19 protein-coding genes are annotated in these 21,903 nt (G+C 68.2%); 8 read left to right on the forward strand and 11 right to left on the reverse strand.

Annotation, left to right across the window (positions count from 1 at the left end; translation table 11 throughout):
• Positions 1–83 precede the first annotated feature (83 nt).
• Both UAJ10_RS27010 and UAJ10_RS27015 read left to right on the forward strand, forming a co-directional pair.
• Positions 84–1,085, forward strand: coding sequence for an SLAC1 family transporter (locus UAJ10_RS27010; RefSeq protein ID WP_322918454.1), 1,002 nt, complete (start codon positions 84–86; stop codon positions 1,083–1,085).
• Positions 1,086–1,346: 261 nt separating this feature from the next.
• Positions 1,347–1,988 (forward strand): YbhB/YbcL family Raf kinase inhibitor-like protein, encoded by a 642-nt coding sequence (locus UAJ10_RS27015; protein ID WP_322918455.1) that lies wholly within the window; start codon positions 1,347–1,349, stop codon positions 1,986–1,988.
• A gap of 18 nt (positions 1,989–2,006) precedes the next feature.
• Here UAJ10_RS27015 and UAJ10_RS27020 read toward each other — a convergent pair whose 3' ends face one another.
• Complete coding sequence (locus UAJ10_RS27020; protein ID WP_322918456.1) at positions 2,007–3,305, reverse strand: MFS transporter; 1,299 nt, start codon at positions 3,303–3,305, stop codon at positions 2,007–2,009.
• Between the two features lie 357 nt (positions 3,306–3,662).
• Here UAJ10_RS27020 and UAJ10_RS27025 point away from each other — a divergent pair, with 357 nt between their 5' ends.
• Together UAJ10_RS27025 and UAJ10_RS27030 are read left to right on the forward strand one after the other, a co-directional pair.
• Positions 3,663–5,846, forward strand: coding sequence for a TonB-dependent receptor (locus tag UAJ10_RS27025; protein ID WP_322918457.1), 2,184 nt, complete (start codon positions 3,663–3,665; stop codon positions 5,844–5,846).
• 13 nt (positions 5,847–5,859) lie between these two features.
• Positions 5,860–7,602, forward strand: a complete 1,743-nt coding sequence (locus tag UAJ10_RS27030) for a tannase/feruloyl esterase family alpha/beta hydrolase (protein ID WP_322918458.1) — start codon at positions 5,860–5,862, stop codon at positions 7,600–7,602.
• A gap of 3 nt (positions 7,603–7,605) precedes the next feature.
• Here the strand turns inward: UAJ10_RS27030 and UAJ10_RS27035 are convergent, their stop codons facing one another.
• From UAJ10_RS27035 to UAJ10_RS27055, 5 genes are all read right to left on the reverse strand, one after another.
• Positions 7,606–8,097: a DMT family transporter gene (locus UAJ10_RS27035; protein ID WP_322918459.1), complete on the reverse strand. Its 492-nt coding sequence runs from the start codon at positions 8,095–8,097 to the stop codon at positions 7,606–7,608.
• 44 nt (positions 8,098–8,141) lie between these two features.
• Positions 8,142–8,579, reverse strand: a complete 438-nt coding sequence (locus tag UAJ10_RS27040) for an EamA family transporter (RefSeq protein ID WP_322918461.1) — start codon at positions 8,577–8,579, stop codon at positions 8,142–8,144.
• A gap of 92 nt (positions 8,580–8,671) precedes the next feature.
• On the reverse strand, positions 8,672–8,947 hold the full coding sequence (locus UAJ10_RS27045; RefSeq protein ID WP_088873100.1) for a type II toxin-antitoxin system RelE/ParE family toxin: 276 nt from the start codon (positions 8,945–8,947) through the stop codon (positions 8,672–8,674).
• A 9-nt stretch (positions 8,948–8,956) separates the two neighbouring features.
• On the reverse strand, positions 8,957–9,163 hold the full coding sequence (relB, locus tag UAJ10_RS27050; protein ID WP_322918462.1) for a type II toxin-antitoxin system RelB family antitoxin: 207 nt from the start codon (positions 9,161–9,163) through the stop codon (positions 8,957–8,959).
• A gap of 60 nt (positions 9,164–9,223) precedes the next feature.
• Complete coding sequence (locus tag UAJ10_RS27055; RefSeq protein ID WP_322918464.1) at positions 9,224–9,997, reverse strand: AraC family transcriptional regulator; 774 nt, start codon at positions 9,995–9,997, stop codon at positions 9,224–9,226.
• A 603-nt stretch (positions 9,998–10,600) separates the two neighbouring features.
• Between UAJ10_RS27055 and UAJ10_RS27060 the strand changes: the two genes are divergently transcribed.
• Positions 10,601–12,187, forward strand: coding sequence for a porin (locus tag UAJ10_RS27060; protein ID WP_322918466.1), 1,587 nt, complete (start codon positions 10,601–10,603; stop codon positions 12,185–12,187).
• Positions 12,188–12,240: 53 nt separating this feature from the next.
• Here the strand turns inward: UAJ10_RS27060 and UAJ10_RS27065 are convergent, their stop codons facing one another.
• Positions 12,241–12,714 carry a hypothetical protein gene (locus UAJ10_RS27065; protein ID WP_322918467.1) on the reverse strand — a complete coding sequence of 158 codons (474 nt, stop codon included), beginning with the start codon at positions 12,712–12,714 and terminating at the stop codon, positions 12,241–12,243.
• Between the two features lie 342 nt (positions 12,715–13,056).
• On the opposite strand from UAJ10_RS27065, the gene UAJ10_RS27070 reads away from it, so the two are divergent.
• The gene (locus tag UAJ10_RS27070; protein WP_322918468.1) at positions 13,057–13,239 is read left to right on the forward strand and encodes a hypothetical protein; all 183 of its coding nucleotides are present in this window, start codon (positions 13,057–13,059) and stop codon (positions 13,237–13,239) included.
• Positions 13,240–13,254: 15 nt separating this feature from the next.
• On the opposite strand, the gene UAJ10_RS27075 is transcribed toward UAJ10_RS27070, so the two are convergent.
• From UAJ10_RS27075 to UAJ10_RS27090, 4 genes are read right to left on the reverse strand one after another with little or no spacing between them, the layout of a single operon-like run.
• The gene (locus tag UAJ10_RS27075; RefSeq protein ID WP_322918470.1) at positions 13,255–15,351 is read right to left on the reverse strand and encodes a 3-hydroxyacyl-CoA dehydrogenase NAD-binding domain-containing protein; all 2,097 of its coding nucleotides are present in this window, start codon (positions 15,349–15,351) and stop codon (positions 13,255–13,257) included.
• Positions 15,352–15,396: 45 nt separating this feature from the next.
• Positions 15,397–16,590 carry a beta-ketothiolase BktB gene (gene bktB, locus UAJ10_RS27080; RefSeq protein ID WP_322918471.1) on the reverse strand — a complete coding sequence of 398 codons (1,194 nt, stop codon included), beginning with the start codon at positions 16,588–16,590 and terminating at the stop codon, positions 15,397–15,399.
• A gap of 31 nt (positions 16,591–16,621) precedes the next feature.
• Positions 16,622–18,460: an acyl-CoA dehydrogenase gene (locus UAJ10_RS27085; protein WP_322918472.1), complete on the reverse strand. Its 1,839-nt coding sequence runs from the start codon at positions 18,458–18,460 to the stop codon at positions 16,622–16,624.
• A gap of 24 nt (positions 18,461–18,484) precedes the next feature.
• A complete protein-coding gene (locus UAJ10_RS27090) occupies positions 18,485–19,288 on the reverse strand; it encodes an SDR family oxidoreductase (protein WP_322918473.1) in 804 nt (267 codons plus the stop codon).
• A gap of 297 nt (positions 19,289–19,585) precedes the next feature.
• Here UAJ10_RS27090 and UAJ10_RS27095 point away from each other — a divergent pair, with 297 nt between their 5' ends.
• Positions 19,586–20,353, forward strand: a complete 768-nt coding sequence (locus tag UAJ10_RS27095) for a FadR/GntR family transcriptional regulator (RefSeq protein ID WP_322918474.1) — start codon at positions 19,586–19,588, stop codon at positions 20,351–20,353.
• A 652-nt stretch (positions 20,354–21,005) separates the two neighbouring features.
• Positions 21,006–21,902: a ubiquinol oxidase subunit II gene (gene cyoA / locus UAJ10_RS27100; protein ID WP_322918475.1), complete on the forward strand. Its 897-nt coding sequence runs from the start codon at positions 21,006–21,008 to the stop codon at positions 21,900–21,902.
• Position 21,903 lies beyond the last annotated feature (1 nt).

The raw sequence follows: 21,903 nt of genomic DNA on the forward strand, positions 1-21,903 counted from the left end.
CGACGTATGCGTGCAATTGCTGCCAAGGCCGGGCTGGCGTGAAATCGGCGGCGTCCCCACCCCCGTCCCGAAAGGACCGCCGAATGTCCCCGCACCCCCCGCGCACCACCGCCCCGGGCCTGCTGCCCGTGGCCCCCGCCTCCTTCTTCGCCATGACCCTGGGCCTGGCCGAAACCGGCAACGCCTGGCGCAACGCCACCGATCTCTGGCACCTGTCGCCGGTCGTGGGGGAGGCCCTGCAGGGCCTGGCGCTGCTGTCCTTCCTGTGGTGGGGGCTGCTGTACGCCAACAAATGGATCAGCCACCGGCCGGCGGCGCTGGCTGAATTCCGCGATCCGGTGCAATCGGCCTTCGTGGCCCTGATACCGGAATCCATCATCCTGACGGCGTTGGCCCTGCGCCCCTACGCCCCCGCCTTTGCCATCGCCGTCTTCACCCTGGGCTCCGTCACCAACCTCGCCTACGGCGCCTACCGCCTGGCGCAGAATTGGAGCCAGGAGCGAGAGGCCGGCCATACCACACCGTCGCTATACCTGACCTACGTCGCCAGCGTGCTGGTGAACGCGCTGGCGGCCGGGCTGTTCGGCTTCACCAGCCTGGGCTGGGTCCTGTTGGGCATCGGCGGCCTTTCCTGGCTGGTGACCGACAGCGTCATTACCCAGCAACTGTTCGTGGGCGGCCTGGCGGCCAAGACCCGCAACTTCATGGGCATCTACATGGCCCCGCCGGTGGTGGCCCTGGTGGCCTATCAGGTGCTGGCGGGGCCTGAGGCCAGCCTGCCCCTGACCTATATCCTGCTGGGCTATGCCCTGTTCATCACCGCTGGCCTGGCCTTGGCCTATCGCTGGCTGCGGGAGCAGGCCTTCGCGCCGGGTTACTGGGCCTACACCTTCGGTGTCGCCACCCTGGCGCAAGGCCTGATGATCTTCGCCCCCCGGGCCGCGAGCCCCGTTGTCGACGGCCTGGCGGCCGTAGCCCTGGTGGCCACCAGCCTGCTGACCCTGGCGGTGGCCCTGGGCAGCGTCGGCTTGCTGGTCAGGCGCGCGTACTACCCGGCGACGCCGGCGCCCGCCCCCGCACGCTGACCTCCCCTGTAGGCTGAAACCCGGCCCCTGATTCGCATGCCATTTACAACATTTCACTGCCCAATCGCGTTCAACGGCGCCACCATCGTTTCCCGGAAGGCTTCTTCAAGGGAAGCGGGGGTGGCGCCGCAGCGCCTGTGACGCTGGGCGTACGATGGTGCCAAAGGTCATAAGCCGCCCACCCAATTGACCATCTGATTGAAAACCACTTGAGTTCTGCACGTCAGATCGGGGCATATTGCTGGGGTGAGAAAGGACCCCATGCAGATCACAAGCAACAGCTTTCGCGACGGCGGCCGCCTGCCCGATGCCTGCGCCTACGCCGTCAGTTCCGGCATCGGCCGTGTCCGGCCGGGGGCGAACCGCAATCCCCATGTGGCGTGGAGCGATCCGCCGGCGGGGACGCGCTCCTTCGTGCTGACCGTGCACAGTCCGGACGCCCCGCACCGCTGGCACGACGCCAACCGGGAAGGCAGGACCCTGTCAGCCGACCTGCCCCGCGTGCCCTTTTATCATTGGATCCTGATTGACCTGCCCGCCCGTGTGCGGGAGGTCAAGGAAGGCCGGCACAGCGCCGGCATCACCAACCGGGGCAAGCCGGGCCCTTCGGCGCCGGAACCGGCGGGCGCCCGCCATGGCTTGAACGACTTCACCATCCTGTTCCTGGAGGACAGGGCGCGGACCGGCGACTATTACGGCTATGACGGCCCTTGCCCGCCATGGAACGACAGCATCTTCCACCGGTACGTCTTCACCGTCCACGCCCTGGACATTCCCCGGCTGCCGGTGGTGGGGCCCATCAACGGCACCTCCACGCTGTTGGCCATGGCGGGGCATGTGTTGGACCGTGCCAGCATGGTGGGCGGCTATTCCCTGAACCCCGCCTTGCTGGGCGGCAACTGACACCGGTCACCTTGCCCGTCAGGGACCCGGCGTCTCCACGGCCACGGCGCCCGGCCGGCCGCGCAGGGGATACAGCGCCGCCAGGCTGATGAGGGCGGCGCCGGCAAGATAGGCGCCGACATAGGGCAGCCCGCCCGACTGGGCCAGGGACTGCGCCAGCACGGGCGCGATGCCGCCGCCCAGGATGCCGCCCAGGTTGAAGGTCATGGACGTGCCGGTGTACCGCACCCGGGCCGGGAACAGGCTGGGCAGCCAAGCCCCCAGGGGACCGTAGACGAAGCCCATGACCAGCAGCGCCAGACACAGGAACAACCCCACCACGGTCAGCGAGCCGCTGGCCATCATCGGGGCCAGCGCCAGGCCCACCAGCGCCGTCATGACGCAGCCGGCCATCAGCACCCGCCGCGGCGAAGCCAGATCCGCCCACCAGCCGGCCGCGATGATGCCCACGGCCAGGAACAGGATGGCGCCCAACTGCACCCCCAGGAAGGCCGTGCGGCTGTAGCCCAGGGTGGTGGTGCCGTAGCCCAGGGCGAAGGCGGTGGCGAGGTAGAACAGGGCGAAGCAGGCGATGGCGGCGAAGGTGCCGCCCAGCGTCTGGCGGGGGAAGTCGCGCGCCACCTCGGCCAACGGCACGGCGGGCGGCGGCCCCTGCTCCAGCGCCTTGGCGAAGGCCGGCGTCTCCGTCAGCTTCAGGCGCACCCACAGGCCCAGCAGCACCAGCACGGCGCTGCCCAGGAAGGGCAGGCGCCAACCCCAATCCTGGAACTGGGCCGGCGTCAGGAACTCCCCCAGCAGCAGGAACAGGCCGTTGGCGGCGATGAAACCCACCGGCGCCCCGATCTGAGGGAACATGCCGTATCGGGCGCGGTGGCTGGGCGGCGCGTTCTCCACCGCCAGCAGGACGGCCCCGCCCCATTCCCCGCCCAGGCCGAAGCCCTGGCCGAACCGCAGGACGCACAGCAGGAAGGGGGCGAGCCAGCCGATACTGTCATAGGTGGGCAGCAGGCCGATCAGCACCGTCGAGCCCCCCATCAACAGCAGCGAGGCCACCAGCGTGGACTTGCGCCCGATGCGGTCGCCGAAGTGGCCAAAGACGATGGAGCCCAGCGGCCGCGCCAGGAAGGCGATGCCGAAACTGCCATAGGCGGCCATCAATTGGGCGGAGGGCGACGCCACGGGGAAGAACAGCGGCCCGAAGACCAGCGAGGCGGCGGTGGCGTAGATGTAGAAGTCATAAAACTCCACCGCCGTGCCCACCAGGCTGGCGATAAGGATGCGTGCCGAAGACGGGGTGCCGCCCGCTGCGTTTGACATTTTATTTCAACCCCGATTTTCAACCGTTCTTATCCGTTTCCTGGGGTATGGCGGGCGGACGGCATGAGGTCAAGGCCAAGTCCTGAGACACTCTTGCAAACGGGGCCATTGACAGAAGTTATGAAATATAACAGTGTTGGCCAAGCACGGTTCATAGAAAGCCGGCGGGGAGGATACCAGGCATGACGCCAGCACCAGTCCGCGTTTGCATCTCCGACGGGCCCGCCACACGCTATGGCGGCCGACACCGCGTCGGCACCGCGCCGCTTTAAGCACCGCCTGTACCCAAGCAGCAAAACGTCGGCGCCCCGGTCAATCCGGAGGCCGCCCAATAAAATCCGAGGGAGGCATCATAAAATGGTAAAGGTGACTTTACAGGCCACTTCCGCGACGATGGCGACGGCCATGGCCCTGTGCCTGTCGGCATCGGCCCTGGCGCAGTCGGCCCCCCAGCCCGCCAGCGACACGCTTCAGGACATCGTGGTGACGGCCGAACGCCGCACCGAGAACCTGCAGGACGTGGCCATCGCCGCCATGGCCATCAGTGGCGACAAGCTGGCCGACAAGGCGGTGACCCGCCTGTCGGACCTGCAGTTCGCCTCGCCCGCCCTGACGGTGACGGACGCGGGCCTGACCCAGTCGGTCAACATCCGCGGCATCGGCCTGGCCAGCGGATCGCCCCAGGTGGCCAACGGCGTGGCGACATACATCGACGGCCTGTTCCAACCGCCCATCGTCACCACCAACAGCTTCTACGACATCGCCAACGTCGAGGTGCTGCGCGGTCCCCAGGGCACACTGGTGGGATCGAACTCCACCGGCGGCGCCATGTTCATCACCAGCAAAAGCCCGGAGCTGGATCGCGTGGAGGGCTATGGCGAGGTGGCCTACGGCAACTACGCCACCGTGGCGACGCAGGGCGCCATCAACATCCCCCTGACCGATACGCTGGCCATCCGCTTGGCCGCCAACCACCGCGAGCATGACAGCTACTATGACGACGTCGGCCCCTATCACAACCAGCCCGGCGGCCTGAACGAGACGGATGGCCGCCTGGGGGTGCTGTGGCGGCCCGGCGCGTTCCAGGCCCTGCTGAAGGTGGAGGCGGCCAACAAGAACACCGGCGGTTACGCCTACCGCCCCGTCCCGGGCACGCTGTACGCCGACGCTGCCGTGCCCGGCATCCGCAACCTGGACTACAACGCGCCCACGCAGAATTCCGAGCGCGCCATCATCAACAGCCTGGAACTGCGCTATGAGTTCGAGGACGGCATCACCGTGCGGTCGCTGAGCGGGTTCCAGAACAAGCGCATCAACAACCTTTATGACAGCGACGCCACCGAGGCCGCGACCCAGACCGAGCAGCAGTACGTGCGCGAGCGGGAATGGACGGAGGAGGTGAACATCCTCTCCCCCACCGATGGCGCCTTCAACTGGATCGTCGGCGGCTACTACCAGCGCAACAAGATCGATGTCGACATCCTGAACGAGAACGCAGGCTTCCCCACCAACATCGGCACCAAGAACAACAAGCTGACCACCGGTGTCTTCGCCCAGGGCGGCTACAAGATCACGCCGGATCTGGAACTGCAGGTGGGCGCCCGCGAAAGCTGGTTCCACGTCACCGGCGACGGCGGCGTCTACATCGGTCGCGGCATCCCCGTCTTCCCCGCCAATGGCCTGCAGGTGGCCGATACCGCCGGCCGGCATGACGACAGCATGCCCACGGGCAAGGTGGCGCTGAACTGGAAGCCGGACGCCGACACCCTGTTCTATGCCTTCGCCGCGCGGGGCTACAAGCCGGGCGGCTTCAACTCCTCCACCTCGGAATTCAGCCCGGAAACGGTGTGGGATTACGAGGTGGGCTGGAAGTCCACCTTGCTGGACGGCCACCTGCGCACCCAGCTGGGCGCCTTCTACAACGACTACAAGGGCTTCCAGTTCGGCCGCATCGACCTGACCAACGGCCAGAACGGCGTCGTCAACCTGGCCGACGCCACCATCAAGGGCGTCGAGGGCCAGGTGCAGGCCAAGTTCGGCGCCTTCGGCGCCGATGCCGGCTTCGCCTATGTCGACAGCCAGCTGGGCTCCATCACCGTGGTCGACCAGCGCCTGCTGCCGCCCGGCACCCTGGGGCCGCAGTGTCCGGCGGGCACCGCCAGCAACCCGCCCGTCTGTTTCGACTACACCGGCTACCTGCGCACCGGCGGCGGCGGGCCCAACCTGTTCTCGCCCAAATGGACCGGCAACGCCGGTGTCGACTACACCATCGAGTTGCCCAACGGCATGACCCTCACCCCCCGCCTGAACCTCGCCTATGTCGGGCCCAGCTATACCGACATCCTCTATTCCCGCGTGACCGATTACCTGGCCGCCCGCACCCTGTTGTCGGCCCTGGTCACGCTGCGGTCCGGGGACTGGACGGTGGAGGCCTATGCCACCAACCTGACCGATCGGAAGTACGTCACCGGCCAGTCCGGCAACAATGAGTTCTACGGCGCGCCGCGCGAATACGGCCTGCGCCTGCACCGCGAGTTCTGACGGAGAACACCCCATGCCTCATCACCCCCTGACCCTGAGCCTCGCGGCCACCGCCAGCCTGCTGGCGCTCTCCGTCCCCTTGGGCGGCGCCCGCGCGGCGGAGCCCGACCTGAAGGGCCGCTGCCTGGCGCTGGAAAAGACCATGGCCGGCCGCTGGCCGGACGGCAGCACCCGCATCATCTCGGCCACACCGCAGGCGGCCGGCCCCATCACCCTGCCGCCCATGATGCCGGGCGCCCCCGGCACGCCGGTGCAGTTGCCGGAACATTGCGACGTCTACGGCGTGATGCATGAGCACACCGGCGTGGACGGCCAGGCCTACGCCATACGCTTCCACGTCCGCCTGCCCACCGCCTGGAACCAGGGCTTCTTCTTCCAGGGCGGCGGCGGCACCAACGGCGAGGTCGGCAACGCCATCGGCCCCACCGGCTCGGACACCCCGCCGGCCCTGGTACAGGGCTATGCCGTGGTCAGCCAGGATTCCGGACACGACAACAGCCGCAACACGGATCCGACGCACGGCGGCACCACCGCCTTCGGCTTCGACCCGCAGGCGCGGGCGGATTACGGCAACGCCTCGCTGAAGCCCGTGGCCGATGCCGCCAAGGCCCTGGTGGCGGCCTTCTACGGCGACGCGGCCCACCGCTCCTACTTCGTCGGCTGTTCCAAGGGCGGGGAGGAAGGCATGGTCTTCGCCCAACAGCATCCGGAGGAGTTCGACGGCATCCTGGCCAGCGCCCCCGGCTTCGCCCTGCCCCGCGCCGCCCTGGCCCAGGCGTGGGACGTGCAGGCCTTCGCCGCACTGGCCAAGGGGCCGGATGGCCAGCCGTCCTTCCCCTTGCTGTCCGCCGCCTTCAGCGACGCCGACCTGAACCTGGTCCGCGACGCGGTGCTGGAGGCGTGTGACGCCGACGATGGCGCCAAGGACGGCATCGTCGGCACCTTCGCCCAGTGCACCGCCGCCAAGGTGGCGCCGGCGCTGAAGGCCCGCACCTGCGCCGGCGCCAAGGCGGACGGCTGCCTCAGCGCCGACCAGGTCACCGCCATCACCCGGTCCTATGGCGGCCCGCGCACCAAGGCCGGCCAGGCGATATACAGCGACTGGCCCTGGGATGCCGGTGTGGCCGCCCCGGGCTGGCGCATCTGGAAGCTGGGCCTGGCCGACAAGGTGCCCAGCCTGAACGTGGCCCTGGGCGGCGCCTCGCTGGCCTCGGTCTTCACCACACCGCCCACGCCCCTGCCGCCGGATCCGCAGGCGCTGCTGCGCTGGCAGATGGGCCTGGACATCGACCAGACGGCGGCGCGGCTTACGGCCACCAGCGCCACGTTCCCACGGTCCGCCTGGCAGGACGTGTCGGCCCGTTCGCCCGACCTGTCGGGCCTCAAGGCGCGGGGCGCCAAGCTGATGGTGCCGCACGGCGCCTCCGACCCCGTGTTCTCCATCAACGACACCCTGACCTGGTGGCGGGAGGTGGATGGCCGCGAGGGGGGCAAGGCCGCCGCCTTCGTCCGTGTCTTCCCGGTGCCGGGCATGAACCATTGCGCTGGCGGCCCGGCGACCGCGCACTATGACGCCTTCAGCGCCCTGGTGCGCTGGGTGGAGCAGGGCCAGGCGCCGGACCGCATCCTGGCCAGCGCCGGGCCGGACACCCCCTGGCCCGGCCGCACCCGGCCCCTGTGCCCTTACCCCAAGGTGGCGCGCTACAAGGGCACGGGTGACCTCAACAGCGCCGAGAGCTTCGACTGCGCGTTGTGAGGCTTACGCCGCCTCTGGGGTTCCAACCTCGGGGGCGGCGTCTTCCGGCCGGCGATGATGGCGACCGACGCACAGGCCCACGCTGGCGACCAGAGCCAGGATGGCTAGGCCCTCCAGGATGGTGGGCCAGCGTTGGTCCCACAGGAATCCGTACAGCAGGGCGAACAGCGTCTCGAACAGGATCATCTGCCCCATCAGGGTCAGGGGCAGCAGGCGGCTGGCCCGGTTCCAAAGGGCATTGCCCACCACGCTGGCGCCGATGGCCACGCCGGCGCTGACGCCCCAGAACAGGGCCCAATCGCCGACGGCATGCGGCGAGGCGTGCCAGAGGAAGGCGGGGGCGGCCATCAGCGTGGCCAGGGCCCCGGTGGCAACGCCGGTCAGCAGCGACCAGTCATGCGCCGACACGCCGGGCAGGCGGGCCAGCCAGCGGCTGTTCAGCACGGCATAGAGGGTCCAGGAGGCCAGCGCGCCACCGGCGCATGCCAACCCCAACAATCGTTCCGCTATCGAAATGTCACCGGCGCCTGGCCGCCCCATCAGGTCGACGCCGATGAGCGCCACGCCGGCCCCCCCAGGAGCAAGGGCAGGATCAAGGCTTGTAGCGGAACCGCCCCTTGCTCCCGGCTGCCCACCAAGGTGACGGCCATGGGCAACAGGCCGATGACCAGCGAGGTGGCGGCGACGCCGGCCATGTGCACGGCGCTGGCCAGGAAGACATAGTAGATGACGTTGCCCAGCAGGCTGAGGCGCAGCAGCGCCAGCCATTCCCCACGCCCCACCTGACTTTTGAGCGTCGGCCAGCGCGACAGGATCAGCCCCCCCGAAACCAGGCCGTACAGCAGATAGCGAGAGGCCGCCAGCTGCAGCGGGGAAAAGGCCTGGAGCACCCGGGGCCCCAGGAACACCACGCCCCAGAACGCCCCCGCCATCACCCCACAGCCGATTCCGGCCAGCATGGTCCTATCCGTCTTCATGACCCTTACCCTTTCGTCGCCCTGAAAATGGCGACGGGGCGGCCAAGTCTATAGACGGATCCTCCCATTGTTTGGGCTCGGACTATTGCCACTCAAGGATAATCCTGCCGCGTGTGCAGAACGGCCAGCACCTCAATGTGCGTGTCCAGCACCTGATAAATCACGATGTAGTTCGGATGAGCAACGATCTCACGTGTGCCGGGAACCCGGCCGGGACGGAAGAGATACGGATGCTCGGCTGCCGGAAGGACGGCATCCTCAATGATCTGCCGCATCCGACGGGCAGCGAAAGGATTACGGTCGGCAATGAATTGAATAATATGCGCCAAATCATTCCGGGCTGAGTCACGCCAGGAGATGATCAGCATCAGAAGGGCCTACGTCGCAGACGTGGCATTGCGCTGGGCGACACGCTCTTCAGCGCGCCGGATAATCTCATCCATCTCCGCCATGACAGCGTCATGCGGAATAAGAGGACGGCCGTCTTCCTGGCTAGCGCGCACCTTCTCCCGGAACCAGCGGTCGTAGCGGGCCGCTGCTTCTTCGGATTCATGTTCCGACATAATGGGGGATAGGACGCTCATGAACACATGATAACAGAATTAGGGCTGGGGCACAGGCAGTCTTTGGCACCAGCGCATCCCTTACTGTCCCCGCCCATGCTGGCGGCGATAGGCGGCAGGGGTCAGGCCCACGGCGCGGCGCAACGCGCGGGTCAGCGCGCTCTGGTCGGCATAGCCGGACTGGTAGGCGATCTGGGCGATGGGCAGGGTGGTGCCGGCCAGCTGGTCCATGACGCGGGCCAGGCGCAACGACGCGACGTAGGCCTGGGGGGTTTGGTCCAGTTCCTCCCGGAACAGGGCGTGCAGGCGGCTGGCGCTGAGACCCGCCGCGCGGGCCATGCTTTCCACCGTCCACGGCCGCTCCGGCGCCGCCTCCAGCCGGGCCAGCAGGGCATGCAGGCGCGAGGCGGGGCGGGCCGGTTCCGCCATCAGCGTATCCAGCAGCAGGGGCGTCCAGTGCCGGGCGAGGCCGTCCAGGGTCCGGCCGCCCCCGTCGGCGGGGCCGGCGGTCAGGGTGATGAAGTCCAACAAGCGGCGCACGGCCGGCGTCAGGGGTAGGAAGGTACGGCGGCCCAACCGTTCCAGCATGCGCTCGTCGGGCGCGCCGGCGCCCTCGCCGCCGGCGCAATCCACGATCAGGAAGCGGTTGTCGCCCTCGGCCCGCTGGCAGTGCACCTCCCCCGGCGGGACGAAGGCGGCGACGGCGGCATCCACCCGCCCGCCACGTCCGCCCACCTCCATCTCCAGGATGCCCTGGCAAGGCAGCACGATCTGGGCATGGTCATGGGTGTGGCAAAACCCCGCCGGCCGATACCGGCGGAAGCTGAGATGGCTGTCGGCGGAAGAGGCGGTCATGGCATGCCGGCGCGGGTGCGGCCAACGGGGGGTTGAGAGGTCAACCCATCGTGTCACGGTTCACGGCCCCGGGGAAGCGCCACCCGGGGGGCAAGCCCCCCCATGCAAGCCTAGCCAGTCAAGGATCGCCAGGTGGAAGGATCCAGGAGCGGGACAGAAAATGACGCCCAGGCGGCGACTGCAAACGTGACCATCAATCTGGCAACCATTTGTTAACCAATAATTTTCTGAAAAGAATCCAGAACCCGGCATCCACGCCGGCGATTAAAAATAAATTTAGACTCATGAAAGCGTATTTAATTTCTTAAAACTCCATCACGCCCTCTAATCAAATGATAAGCGATACTGATGGGGAGCGGCGCGCGAAAGGCCGGCCCAGAAGGCGCTAGAGAAACGACGCCAAGTTCTCAAGTTTTAGTCTTTGGGAATGTATTCCGCTGGCCTGAATCGGCCACCGGGCGCTGCATTCCCGTGCCGCGCAAACAAGAAAAACCGCCAAATGTGGGAGGGGCTCTCGTGACCTTGATGATGAATCATGCCTTGGTGCCGGCAGGCAGGGTATCCCGCGGGCGCGTGACGCCCATGACTGGGGGCCTCTGGGCCATGACCGCCGTCTGTGCCCTGCTGGCCCTGGCGCCGGCCACGGCCCGCGCCAGCGACGCCGACGAACTGCGCAAGCTGCGCCAGCAGATGCAGGAGGCCCAGGCCCAGATGGCAGCCCAGGCCAAGGCCATGCAGGCAATGCAGGACCGGCTGAACACGCTGGAGGCGCAGCAGACCCAGACGGCGGGCCAGACGGCCGCCAGCACCCAGACGGCGGCACAGGCGGCGCAACAGGCCCAGGCCGCCCAATCGGCGGCGCAAGCGGCGCAGAAGGTGGCGGACGCGGCCGCCCATCCCCAGCTGCCCAAGGACGGCAGCCTGACCTTCTATGGCATCACCCTTTATGGCACCGTCGACATGGGCTTCTCATACCAGTCGCACGGCGCGCCGCTCAGCCCCTATTACCCGCCGGGGCTGGATTATCTGGTCAGCAAGAATGGCAACAAGGGTATCGCCTCGTTGTCCTCCAACGGCCTCAGCCAGTCCAAGGTGGGCCTGCGCGGGTCGGAGGAATTCGCCGACGGCTGGTCAGCCCTGTTCAAGGTGGAGACGGGATTCAATCCGCAGTCGGGCCAACTGGCCGACGGCCCGCACTCCATGGCCGCCAACGACGGCGTGGCCCTGACCAAGCAGACCGCCAACGGCGATTCCAGCCACGCCGGGCAGGCGTTCAACCGCGCGGCCTATGTCGGCGTCAGTTCCAAGGACTGGGGCATCGTCACCTTCGGCCGCCAGAACACCATCCTGGCCGACAACATCATCACCTACGATCCGCAGCAAAGCGCCTACGCCTTCTCCGTCATCGGCTTCTCCGGCCTGACGGGCGGCGGCGGCAGCACGGAGGATTTCCGTCTCGACAATTCCGTGAAGTACATGAACAAGTTCGGGCCGTTGCACGTGGGCGCCATGTACCAGTTCGGTGAGGATAACGGCGGCATGCACGGCAACGCCCTGCAGTTGAACGCCGGCGCCGAGGTCAGCGGCCTGTCCTTCGATATCACCTACGCCCAGAAACAGGACATGGTCTCGGCCGGCAGCCTGACCGCGGCCCAGGTGACCCAAGCCACGGCGCTGGGCTACAGCCCCAGCAACTCCCTGGCGGCCACCATTTCCGACAACACCTCCTACGCCGCCATGGCCTCATACGCCCTGGACCCGCAGTGGAAGCTTTTTGCGGGGTACGAGTACATCGACTTCGCCAATCCCTCGGTCCCCTTGCGCGCCGGTTCGACCGACATTGGCGGATATACACTGGCCTTCGTGAACAACAGCGCCTTCGTCCACGACAAGATCATCCAGGTCACCTGGGCGGGCGCGCGCTACGCCGTCACGCCCAAGGTGGACTTGTCGGCCGGCTTCTACCACTACGACCAGAACAGCTTCGGGGCCAAGAGTTGCTCGGACGCCAGCGCCGCCACCTGCTCCGGCACGCTGAACGCCTATTCCCTGGTGGCCGACTATCGCTTCGCCCGCCGCTTCGACGCCTACCTGGGCGTCATGTACTCCGAGGTCGCGGGCGGCTTGGCGTCGGGTTACCTGCACACCGACAACATCTCTCCCACCACCGGTGTCCGGTTCAACTTCTAGTCCCATCCCATGCTGAAGCGGGCGGCGGACGCCGCCGCCCGCACGCCGCGTCATCAGTAGCGATCCTCATCGATGCGCTTGTCCATGATGGCATGCTCCACCGCGTGCCGCGCCTCTTCCAGATGGTGGAAGGCGGCGTTGCGCCAGCCCGCGGCGTAGGGATTGTCTTCCTCCGACCGCAGGTCGCGCTCGGCGGAGCCGATCAGATCCAGCGCCTTGCTGAGACGGCCCCGATGGTTGATGTTGGCGTCGATGGGCGGGTTCCAGTTGGGGTCCTTGCCATCGTCGTAGCTGGCATGGCGGATTTCGCCGATGGCGCCGTTCACATGGTCGATGGCGGCGAACTGGTCACGGACCACGTTGTATTCCGCCGGGCGGTCCAGCAGGGCGCGGGCCATGCGCAGATCCGACAGGGCGTGCAGATAGGCGGGGTGGGCCGGCTGCGCGTGCGCCGGATGGGGTGCGGTGGCGCAGGCCGACGCGGCCATCAGAACCAGGGCGGCGCCCAAGACTTTGATATGCTTCATGATGGTTTGCTCCTTCCTTCCAGGCGGCGGTTACCCCCAACCGGGCCCGTCCGTCCTTTCGTCCGCCCACGGTCGCGGCGGATTGGAGCCGAAATGGGGCGCGGCGGCGGCGTGTCCACGGCACGCCCCGCGCTAAAACCGCGCACCCCAAAGATGCATGACCGATAGGGCAATACGCCGCCGCCTATGTCAATGCCTTGAAGTATATGGATAATTCACGAAGATCGAGGCCGTGCCCATTCCCGCGGCCAGGCCTTCAAGCGGCGACGGGTCGCCCTATTCCCGCCGTATCACCCAGCGAGAACCGGTCCACGACCTGATCAACGCGAGGTGCCCGGCACCATGGAAAGCACTGTGATATTCGGCAGCCTGTCCGGCATAATGAGCGCCTACAACCTGGCCCAGGGCCAGCTGGGCTGGTCCATGCTGCTGGCCCTGAAGCAGACCCTGGACCGGCACCTGGCCCAGGATGAGGCCGAGGACGGGACACCGGCCGACGGCGAGCCTCCCGCCACGCCCTCTTAACCTCCGCTCGGACGGTCAGGCGGTCAGGCGACCGCCGGCGCTGGCCTTTTCCCACAACAGGGGCGCCGGCTTCCAGAACTGGCCCTGGTAGCCGTCCAGGAAACCCTCCATCAGGCGCAGCACGTTTTCCAGCCCCAGGCTGTCGGCGTGGAACATGGGCCCGCCCTTGTGGGCGGGGAAGCCGTAGCCGTTGAGATAGACGACATCGATGTCCGACGCGCGCTGGGCGATGCCCTCGCCCAGCAGGGCCGCACCCTCGTTGGCCAGCGCCAGCAGGCAGCGGGCCACGATCTCCTCATCCCCGATGACGCGGGGGCTGAGGCCGAATTCCTGGGCGACCTCCTTCGCGTGGGCCTGGGCCAGGGCGTCGACCTCCGGGTCCGTTTCCCGCGCCCGCGTGGCTAAGTCGTACTGGTAATAGCCCTTGCCGGTCTTCTGCCCGAAGCGGCCCAGCGCGCAAATCTTGTCGGGGAAGGTGGAATAGGGGCGTTCATCGCCCAGCGCCTTGCGACCGGCGCGGATGGCGCGGCCGATGTCGTTGCCCGCCAGGTCCATCATGGCGAAGGGGCCCATGGCCATGCCCCAGCGCTCCAAGGCGCCATCCACCTGCCAGGGCAGCACGCCCTCATCCACCAGGAAGTAGGCCTGGCGCAGGTATTCCTCGACCATACGGTTGCCGATGAAGCCGTTGCAGACACCGGCGACGACACCGACCTTGCCCAGCTTGCGCGCCAGCGCCATGGCCGTGGCCAGCACCTCGGGCGCGGTCTCGGCCCCCCGCACCACCTCCAGCAGGCGCATCACCGGCGCCGGGCTGAAGAAGTGCAGGCCCACCACGCTTTGCGGCCGGCCGGTGACGGCGGCGATGGCGTCCAGGTCCAGGGTGGAGGTGTTGCTGGCCAGGATGGCGTCCGGCCCACAGACCTTGTCGAGCGTGCGGAAGATGTCCTGCTTCACGCCCATGTCCTCGAACGCGGCCTCGATCACCAGGTCGACGGCGGCGCAGGCGGCCAGATCCGTGGCGGTGTGCAGGCGGCCCAGGCGGCGGTCGCGCTCCGCCTCGTCCAGGCGGCCCTTGGCCACCGCGGCGTCGTAACCCTTGGTGATGCCGGCCACGCCCTTGCGCACCCCGGCCTCATCCCGGTCCAGCAGGATGACCTCCAGCCCGGCGTTGACGGCCACGGTGGCGATGCCCGCCCCCATGGTGCCGGCGCCGATGACCGCCACGCGTTCAATGGCCCGGGGCTGCACGTCGGGGCTCAGCCCGTCGATGCGGGCGGCGCGGCGCTCGGCGAAGAAGGCGTATTGCAGCGCCTTGGATTCCGGCGTCACCACCAATTCGCGGAACAGGTTGAATTCCCTCTGCAGGCCCTGGCCGAAGGGCAGTTCCACCGCCGCCCGCACCGCCTCGATACAGGCCAGGGGCGCGGGCAGGGGCCGCTTCAGCCCGTCGATCTGGCGCTGGAACCAGTCGGCGCCGGCGTCCGCCGGCAATGCCGCCCGTTGCAGGGACAGGCGCGGCTTGGCGCCATCGCGCGCCGCTTGCCTGGCCACGGCCACGGCGTCCTCCACCAGGTCGCCGGTGGACAGGGTGGCCAGGCCCAGCTTGGCCGCCGTGGCGGCATTCACCGGCGTGCCGGACAGGATCATGTCCAGCGCCGCCTTGACCCCGATGGCGCGGGGCAGGCGCTGGGTGCCGCCGGCCCCCGGCAGGATGCCCAGCTTCACCTCCGGCAGGCCCAGGGTGGCGTTGGCCGCCACCACGCGATGGTGGCAACCCAGCGCCACCTCCAGCCCACCGCCCAGGCAGGTGCCGGCGATGGCGGCCACCACCGGCTTGGCCGCCTGGTCCAGGTCGATGATCACATCGGGCAACGTGGGCACGGCCGTGGCCCCGCCCCGCGTGCCGGCGGCGAATTCCTCGATGTCCGCCCCGGCCGAGAAGTGGCGCGTGCCGCCGGTCAGCACCACGGCCTCCACGTCCGGCCGGGTCATGACCATGGCCAGCGCCGCGCGCAGGTCGCGGCGCAGCGCCAGGTCGAAGCTGTTGACCGGCGGGCGGTTCAGGGTCAGGACGGCGACGCCGTCGCGGATATCGATGTTCACCGGCATGGGGCGGCTTCCTTCCTGGCGGGGATCAGGCCTGGCGGGGTCAGGTTAAACGGCTTCGATGAGGGCGGCGATGCCCTGCCCGCCGCCGATGCACATGGTGACCAGCGCGCGCCCACCCTTACCACTTTCATGGGCGACGCGGCGCAACTCATAGGTCGCCTTCACCAGGTTGATGGCGCCGGTGGCACCCACGGGGTGGCCCAGGGAAATGCCGCTGCCGTTCGGGTTCACCCGATCGGGGTCGAAGTCCAGCTCCCGCGCCACGGCGCAGGCCTGCGCCGCGAAGGCCTCATTGGATTCGATGACGGTCAGGTCCTGGACCGACAGGCCGGTGCGGGCCAGCAGCTTGCGCGTCGCCGGAATGGGCCCGATGCCCATGTAGGCCGGATCCACCCCGGCATGGGCATAGCCCACCAGGCGGGCCATCGGCGCCAGGCCCAGGCGCTTCACCGCCTCGCCCGAGGCCAGCACCACGGCGGCGGCGCCATCATTGATGCCCGAGGCGTTGCCGGCGGTGACGGTGCCGTCCTTCTGGAACACGGTGCGCAGCTTGGCCAGATCGCCCGGCGTCAGGTCGGGGCGCACATGCTCGTCGGTGGCGAACTGCACCGCCTGGCGCTTCACCGTGATCTCGATCGGCAGGATCTGGTCGGCGAAGCGGCCCTCGGCCTGGGCGCGGGCGGCACGGCGGTGGCTTTCCAGGGCCAGCGCGTCCTGGTCATCGCGGCTGATGCCATAGCGCTTGGCCACATTCTCCGCCGTCACGCCCATCAGGCTACGGTCGAAGGGGTCGGACAGGGTGCCGTTGAGGGTGTCCACCACCCGGGCGTCGCCCATCTTGCTGCCCCAGCGGGCGTCGGGCAGCAGATAGGGGGCGCGGCTCATGTTCTCAGCCCCGCCGGCCACCGCCACATCGCAGTCGCCCAGCAGGATGGCCTGCGCCGCCGACACCACCGCCTGCAGGCCGGACCCGCACAGGCGGTTCACGGTCAGGGCGGGCACCTCCACCGGCAATCCGGCGCCGATGCCGGCCACGCGGGCCAGATAGGCATCGCGGGGTTCGGTGGGGATGACCTGGCCAAAGACGACATGGCCCACGGCGTCGTTGGCCACGCCGGCGCGGTCCAGCGCGGCGCGGGCCACCTTCGTCGCCAGTTCGCCGGGCGCCACGTCCTTCAAGGATCCGCCGAAATCGCCGATGGCGGTGCGCACACCGGAAACGATGAACACGTCGGTCATGGTGTCTTTCCTTGTCTCATGAAGTCGCGGCTCAGAAGCCGGCGGGATCGAAGGTTTGGGTCAGGTCGCTGCGCCGACCGACGATGCCCAGCCAGACATCGACGCGCGGCACCTCCGTCTCGAAGAAGAAGCGGCAGGCGGCCAGCTTGCCGGCGCGAAAGGCCGCCTCGTCGGGGTCATCGGTGGGGGGCAGGCTGCCCGCCGTCACCGCCTGGTCCAGCCACTGCCAGGCCACCACGGCATGGCCGAAGGCCGACAGGAAGGATGTCGCCTGGGCCAGGCTGGCGACGTCGTCGCCGGCGGCCTTCAGGTGGCCCACCAGGGCGCCGATGCGGGCCCAGGTGACGTCCAGCACGTGGGCGAAGTCGGCCAGGGCCGGCAGATGGCGCGCCCGCTCCACCGTCGCGGTCACCCGGTGCCGCAGGGTGGCCAGGGAGGCGCCGTCATCCTTCAAGGTCTTGCGGCCCATCAGGTCCAGGCCCTGGACACCGGTGGTGCCCTCATGGATGGGGTTCAGGCGGTTATCGCGGTACAACTGCTCCACATCGAAATCGCGGGTGTAGCCGTAGCCGCCATGCACCTGGATGGCGAGGTCATTCGCGGCCAGGCCCCATTCCGAGGGCCAGGTCTTGGCGACGGGGGTCAGCAGGCCCAGCAGGCCGGCCGCCTCATCCCGTCCTTCAGCGGGGCCGTGCAGTTCCTCATCCACCAGCCGGGCGCAATACAGCACCAGGGCCAGCGCGCCCTCGGCGTAGGCTTTCTGCGCCAGCAGCAGCCGGCGCACGTCGGGGTGGTCGATGATGGCGACGGGCGCCCCGCCTTTGCCGCCAATCGGCCGGCCTTGGCGGCGGTCGCGGGCGTAGTCCACCGCCAGGCGATAGCCGCGGTAGCCCAGCATGGCCGCCCCCAGGCCGACGGAAATGCGGGCGCTGTTCATCATCTGGAACATGATGGGCAGGCCCTGCCCCACCGCGCCGACGCGATAGCCCACGGCCCCGGCCTGGCCGCCCGGCCGGTGGTGCGCGCCCTCGCCGAAGTTCAGCAGGCAGTTGGCGGTACCGCGATAGCCCATCTTATGGTTCAGGCCAGCCACCACCACGTCGTTGCGCTGGCTGGCGTGGTCCGAGCCCGGGACCAGGACCTTGGGCACGACGAACAGGCTGATGCCCTGGGTGCCGGGGATCAGCTTGCCGTCCGGCCCCGGCACCTTGGCCAGGACCAGGTGGATGATGTTCTCGCTGGCGTCCTGGTCGCCGCCCGATATCCACATCTTGTTGCCGAACAGGCGATAGCGGGCGCCCAGCCCATCGTCGCCATCGGGCACGGCGCGGGTGGCGATGTCGGCCAGCGAGGATCCGGCCTGGGGTTCCGACAGGCACATGGTGCCGAAGTAGCGACCCTCGATCTCCGGCAGGGCGCAGGCCTTGACCAGCGCCTCGTTGGCGTAGCGCACCAGCAGCTTGGCGTTGCCCGTGGTCAGCATGGGATAGGCCGACGTCGCCACGTTGGCGGCCATGAACTGCGCCATGGCGGCGCTGTAGGCCAGCTGCGGCAGTTGCAGGCCGCCGACCTCGGCATCGAAGGGGGCGGCGAACATGCCGACCTCCGCGAAGGCGGCCAGCGCCTGGTGGATGGCGGGCAGGATACGCACCTGCCCGTCCACCAGGTGCGGCTCGTTCTGGTACTGGTCGGCCACCTTGTAGTGGGTCAGGAAGGTGTCCGCCGCCACCCGGCCCGCGATCTCCAGCATGGCATCCACGGTTTCCACGCTGTGATCCTGGAAGTGCGGGTAGGCCAGCAGGCCCTCCAGGTCCAGCCAGTCATGCAGCAGGAAGCCGAGGTCGCGGGCGCGCACCGGGGGCGTGGTCATGGGATAGGTCCTTCCTGCCGGGGATCAGATGACGCTGACGCCGCCGTCCACGGCCAGGATCTGGCCGGTGATGTGGCCGCCGGCGGCCGTGGCCAGCAGCAGGGCGGCGCCCTTCAGGTCCTGGTCGTTGCCCAGCTTGCCCAGGGGGGTGCCCGCCACCAGGTCGGCCTCATGCTTGGCCAGGGTGCCGCGCGTCATCTTGGATGGGAAGAAGCCCGGCGCCAGGGCGTTGACGGTGATGCCATAGGGGCCCCACTCCGCCGCCAGCACGCGGGTCATGTTGACCAGGGCGCCCTTCGTGGTGCCGTAGGCCACCGTGCCCATCATGCGCGGGTGGTGCCCCTGCAGCCCGGCGATGGAGGCGACGTTGACGATGCGCCCACGCTTCAAGGGTAGCATGGCGGCCCGCGCCACGGCCTGGGTCAGGAAGAACACGGCGTTCAGGTTCAGGTCCACCACCTTGGCCCACTGTTCCGGCGTGTGGTCCTGCGCCGCCGCACCCCAGGTGGTGCCGGCGTTGTTCACCAGCACGTCGATGCGGCCCAGGTCGGCCATCACCTTCTCCACCAGCGGGGCCATCGCCTCCTGCCGGCTGAGGTCGGCGGGGATGGCGGTGGCGGTGATGCCCTGGCCGGCCAGGTGGGCCACGGCGGCCTCCAGCTCTTCCGCCTTGCGGGCCACCAGCACGGGATGGGCGCCGAACTCGCCCAACGCCTCCGCGATCTGCAGGCCCAGCCCGCGCGATCCGCCGGTGATCAGGGCCACTTGGCCCGACAGGTCGAACAGGCGATGCAAGGCATTCGTCTTGGGGGCGGCAAGCGAAGACATGATGGGCGTTTCCTCCTGTCGTTCGGCATCCCGGATGCGTTGCCGGGGCCGGTATTTCACCGCGACCCGGCCCCTACGGGGTGGTTGCCGCGCGGGGGCACTGTATGCCATTGTTCGTTTGTTGGACAATTGAAATATCGCCCTGAAAACACAAGATCAATTCCGGCACGCGCCGGCTTGTGCTAGAGGGGCTGCGACAAGGACGGGCCGCAGCGCACTGCCGCCTGGGGTTTCATCATCCGCAAGGGGACCAGTGTCGGGCCAATCCGGCACGGCGGGCAAAGGGGCATTCGGCGCATGGCGTTCGCACGGCTGGCCATCCTGCCCACCTATAAGGTGGTCAGCGACACCATAGAGCGGGAGATCCTGGCCGGCAGGCTGAACGCCGGGGACATCCTGCCGACGGAGACGGAGCTGGCCGACCAGTTCGGCGTCACCCGCCACACCGTGCGTGAGGGCATCCGCATCCTGGAGCAGAGCGGCCTGGTGCGGCGGGAGGCCGGACGGCGCCTGTACGTGGCCGAACCCCACTACGGCGACCTGGCGCCCCGCCTGTCCCGCGCCATGGTGATGCAGCGCGTCACCTTCCGCGAACTGTGGGAGGTGTCCATGGATTTGGAACCCAGCGCCGCCGCCCACGCCGCCGGCCGCATCGACACCGACCGCCTGGCCCAGCTGCGCGCCAACGTGGACGCGACGGAGGAGGCAATCGCCGCCGGCGCCTCCATCATCCCGCTGGACGTCGCCTTCCATATCCTGGTGGCGGAAGCGGCGGGCAACCGCGCCCTGCTGCTGGCCCGCGAGCCGGTGACCCAGCTGTTCTATCCCGCCCTGGAGCGGTTGTTCCGCCATCCCAAGACGTCGGCGGTGGGCCCCCGCCGCCTGGTGGAAGCCCACCGCCGCATCGTCGAGGCCCTGGCCGACGGCGACGCGGCGGTGGCGCGGGAATGGATGCGCAAGCACATGGTGGATTTCCGCCGCGGTTACGACACCGCCGGCCTGGATCTGGACGAGGCCCTGGATCCCACCGCGGCGCCGCCCGCCGCACCCCCGCCGCGACGTTGAGACCACCACCGTGAAGCGAGACATTTTCCCGCTTCGCGCACGCAGCAATTGCGGCCACAACCGTGGCAACGACCCTTAACGGGCCGGTAACCATAAACCGTTGGTGGCGCTGGTAGATTCCGAATCGGGCGACCGTTTCGGATGGAACGGATGCGCGAGCGCCTCTTTAACCACGAATGGCGGTTGACCCCCGGGCACGGCTGGCCTACGCCACACGCATGTCACAGGACGGCAACCATGCGCCCGTCCGGACAATTCTCCCGGCGCCTTGAAAATCTCTCATTAGTTTCAAAACGCTAAAGCCATCTATGGCTCGACGCGCCCGCGCGTACGCGGACCGGCGCGATGTGCGCCCTTGGACCAATTGTCCAATCCCCCCTGCACAATGAACTCGATAAATGACGCGGCGGAGGTCTAGTTCTTTTGCAGTGCGAAACCTCACGCGATGCGGCGGGTGATGTTGCTTTTTGGGCGGGCCGGCGAGGGCCGGCATTGAGAAGTCAACGCCACAACCCAAGCGCGCCAACGGCTAAGCGCCCAAAAATTAGAATCATGAGTTGACGATCAATCACGGCTTTACGTGGACAGAATGACTGCGACCCTTAGAATTTTGCGGAGCCTTCGCGGCCGCACAAAATCCCTGGCGGCACTTATGGCCGCTGCGCCCTTCCTCAGCGGCTGCGACATGGCCCTGCTGGATCCGGCGGGCCCCATCGGTGCCGAGGAAAAGTCGATCATCATCCTGGCCACGTGCCTGATGCTCATCGTCGTTGTCCCGGTCATCGCCATGATCTTCCTGTTCGCCTGGCGCTATCGCGCCTCGAACAAGGCGGCGACCTTCAAGCCTGACTGGGACCACTCCTCCAAGATCGAGCTGGCGGTGTGGGGCATCCCCTGCGTCATCATCGCGGTGCTGGCCTACGTCACCTGGGTGTCCTCGCACACCCTGGAGCCCAGCCGTGAGCTGGTCGCCGACAAGAAGGCCGTCGAGGTCGAAGTCGTCTCGATGGATTGGAAGTGGCTGTTCATCTACCCCGAGCTGAACATCGCCTCGGTGAACGAGCTGGCCTTCCCCGCCGGCACGCCGGTCCACTTCAAGCTGACCTCGGCCACGGTGATGAACTCCTTCTTCATCCCGCGCCTGGGCAGCCAGATCTACACCATGCCCGGCATGGAGACGAAGCTGAGCCTGCTGGCCGACGCCGCCGGCGACTTCGACGGCCTGTCCGCCAACTACAGCGGCGGCGGCTTCTCCGACATGCATTTCGTGGCGCACGCCATGACCGACGACGCCTTCGCCCAGTGGGTGGAGAAGGCGCGCGCCGGCGAGGGCAAGCTGACGATGGCCAAGTACCGGGACCTCGCCAAGCCCAGCGAGAAGGACCCGGTCTCCTACTACGCCGAGGTCGAGCCCACGCTCTACCACGACATTCTCAACAAGTGCTCGGACGGTTCCACGTGCATGGACGCGGCGGTCAGCCTGGCGATGGCCAAGGAAGTGGCCGGCGGCGACCTCCAGCTGTGCAATCCCGCCAAGCCGAGGGGTTAAT

This window comes from Nitrospirillum guaranorum (assembly GCF_034653275.1).
Lineage (GTDB): Bacteria > Pseudomonadota > Alphaproteobacteria > Azospirillales > Azospirillaceae > Nitrospirillum.

Coding starts and splice junctions, on each gene's coding strand:
- UAJ10_RS27010 (WP_322918454.1), top strand. CDS start 84: ATGTCCCCGCACCCCCCGCGCACCACCGCCCCGGGCCTGCTGCCCGTG.
- UAJ10_RS27015 (WP_322918455.1), top strand. CDS start 1,347: ATGCAGATCACAAGCAACAGCTTTCGCGACGGCGGCCGCCTGCCCGAT.
- UAJ10_RS27020 (WP_322918456.1), bottom strand. CDS start 3,305: ATGTCAAACGCAGCGGGCGGCACCCCGTCTTCGGCACGCATCCTTATC.
- UAJ10_RS27025 (WP_322918457.1), top strand. CDS start 3,663: ATGGTAAAGGTGACTTTACAGGCCACTTCCGCGACGATGGCGACGGCC.
- UAJ10_RS27030 (WP_322918458.1), top strand. CDS start 5,860: ATGCCTCATCACCCCCTGACCCTGAGCCTCGCGGCCACCGCCAGCCTG.
- UAJ10_RS27040 (WP_322918461.1), bottom strand. CDS start 8,579: ATGAAGACGGATAGGACCATGCTGGCCGGAATCGGCTGTGGGGTGATG.
- UAJ10_RS27045 (WP_088873100.1), bottom strand. CDS start 8,947: ATGCTGATCATCTCCTGGCGTGACTCAGCCCGGAATGATTTGGCGCAT.
- relB (WP_322918462.1), bottom strand. CDS start 9,163: ATGAGCGTCCTATCCCCCATTATGTCGGAACATGAATCCGAAGAAGCA.
- UAJ10_RS27055 (WP_322918464.1), bottom strand. CDS start 9,997: ATGACCGCCTCTTCCGCCGACAGCCATCTCAGCTTCCGCCGGTATCGG.
- UAJ10_RS27060 (WP_322918466.1), top strand. CDS start 10,601: ATGACCGCCGTCTGTGCCCTGCTGGCCCTGGCGCCGGCCACGGCCCGC.
- UAJ10_RS27065 (WP_322918467.1), bottom strand. CDS start 12,714: ATGAAGCATATCAAAGTCTTGGGCGCCGCCCTGGTTCTGATGGCCGCG.
- UAJ10_RS27070 (WP_322918468.1), top strand. CDS start 13,057: ATGGAAAGCACTGTGATATTCGGCAGCCTGTCCGGCATAATGAGCGCC.
- UAJ10_RS27075 (WP_322918470.1), bottom strand. CDS start 15,351: ATGCCGGTGAACATCGATATCCGCGACGGCGTCGCCGTCCTGACCCTG.
- bktB (WP_322918471.1), bottom strand. CDS start 16,590: ATGACCGACGTGTTCATCGTTTCCGGTGTGCGCACCGCCATCGGCGAT.
- UAJ10_RS27085 (WP_322918472.1), bottom strand. CDS start 18,460: ATGACCACGCCCCCGGTGCGCGCCCGCGACCTCGGCTTCCTGCTGCAT.
- UAJ10_RS27090 (WP_322918473.1), bottom strand. CDS start 19,288: ATGTCTTCGCTTGCCGCCCCCAAGACGAATGCCTTGCATCGCCTGTTC.
- UAJ10_RS27095 (WP_322918474.1), top strand. CDS start 19,586: ATGGCGTTCGCACGGCTGGCCATCCTGCCCACCTATAAGGTGGTCAGC.
- cyoA (WP_322918475.1), top strand. CDS start 21,006: ATGGCCGCTGCGCCCTTCCTCAGCGGCTGCGACATGGCCCTGCTGGAT.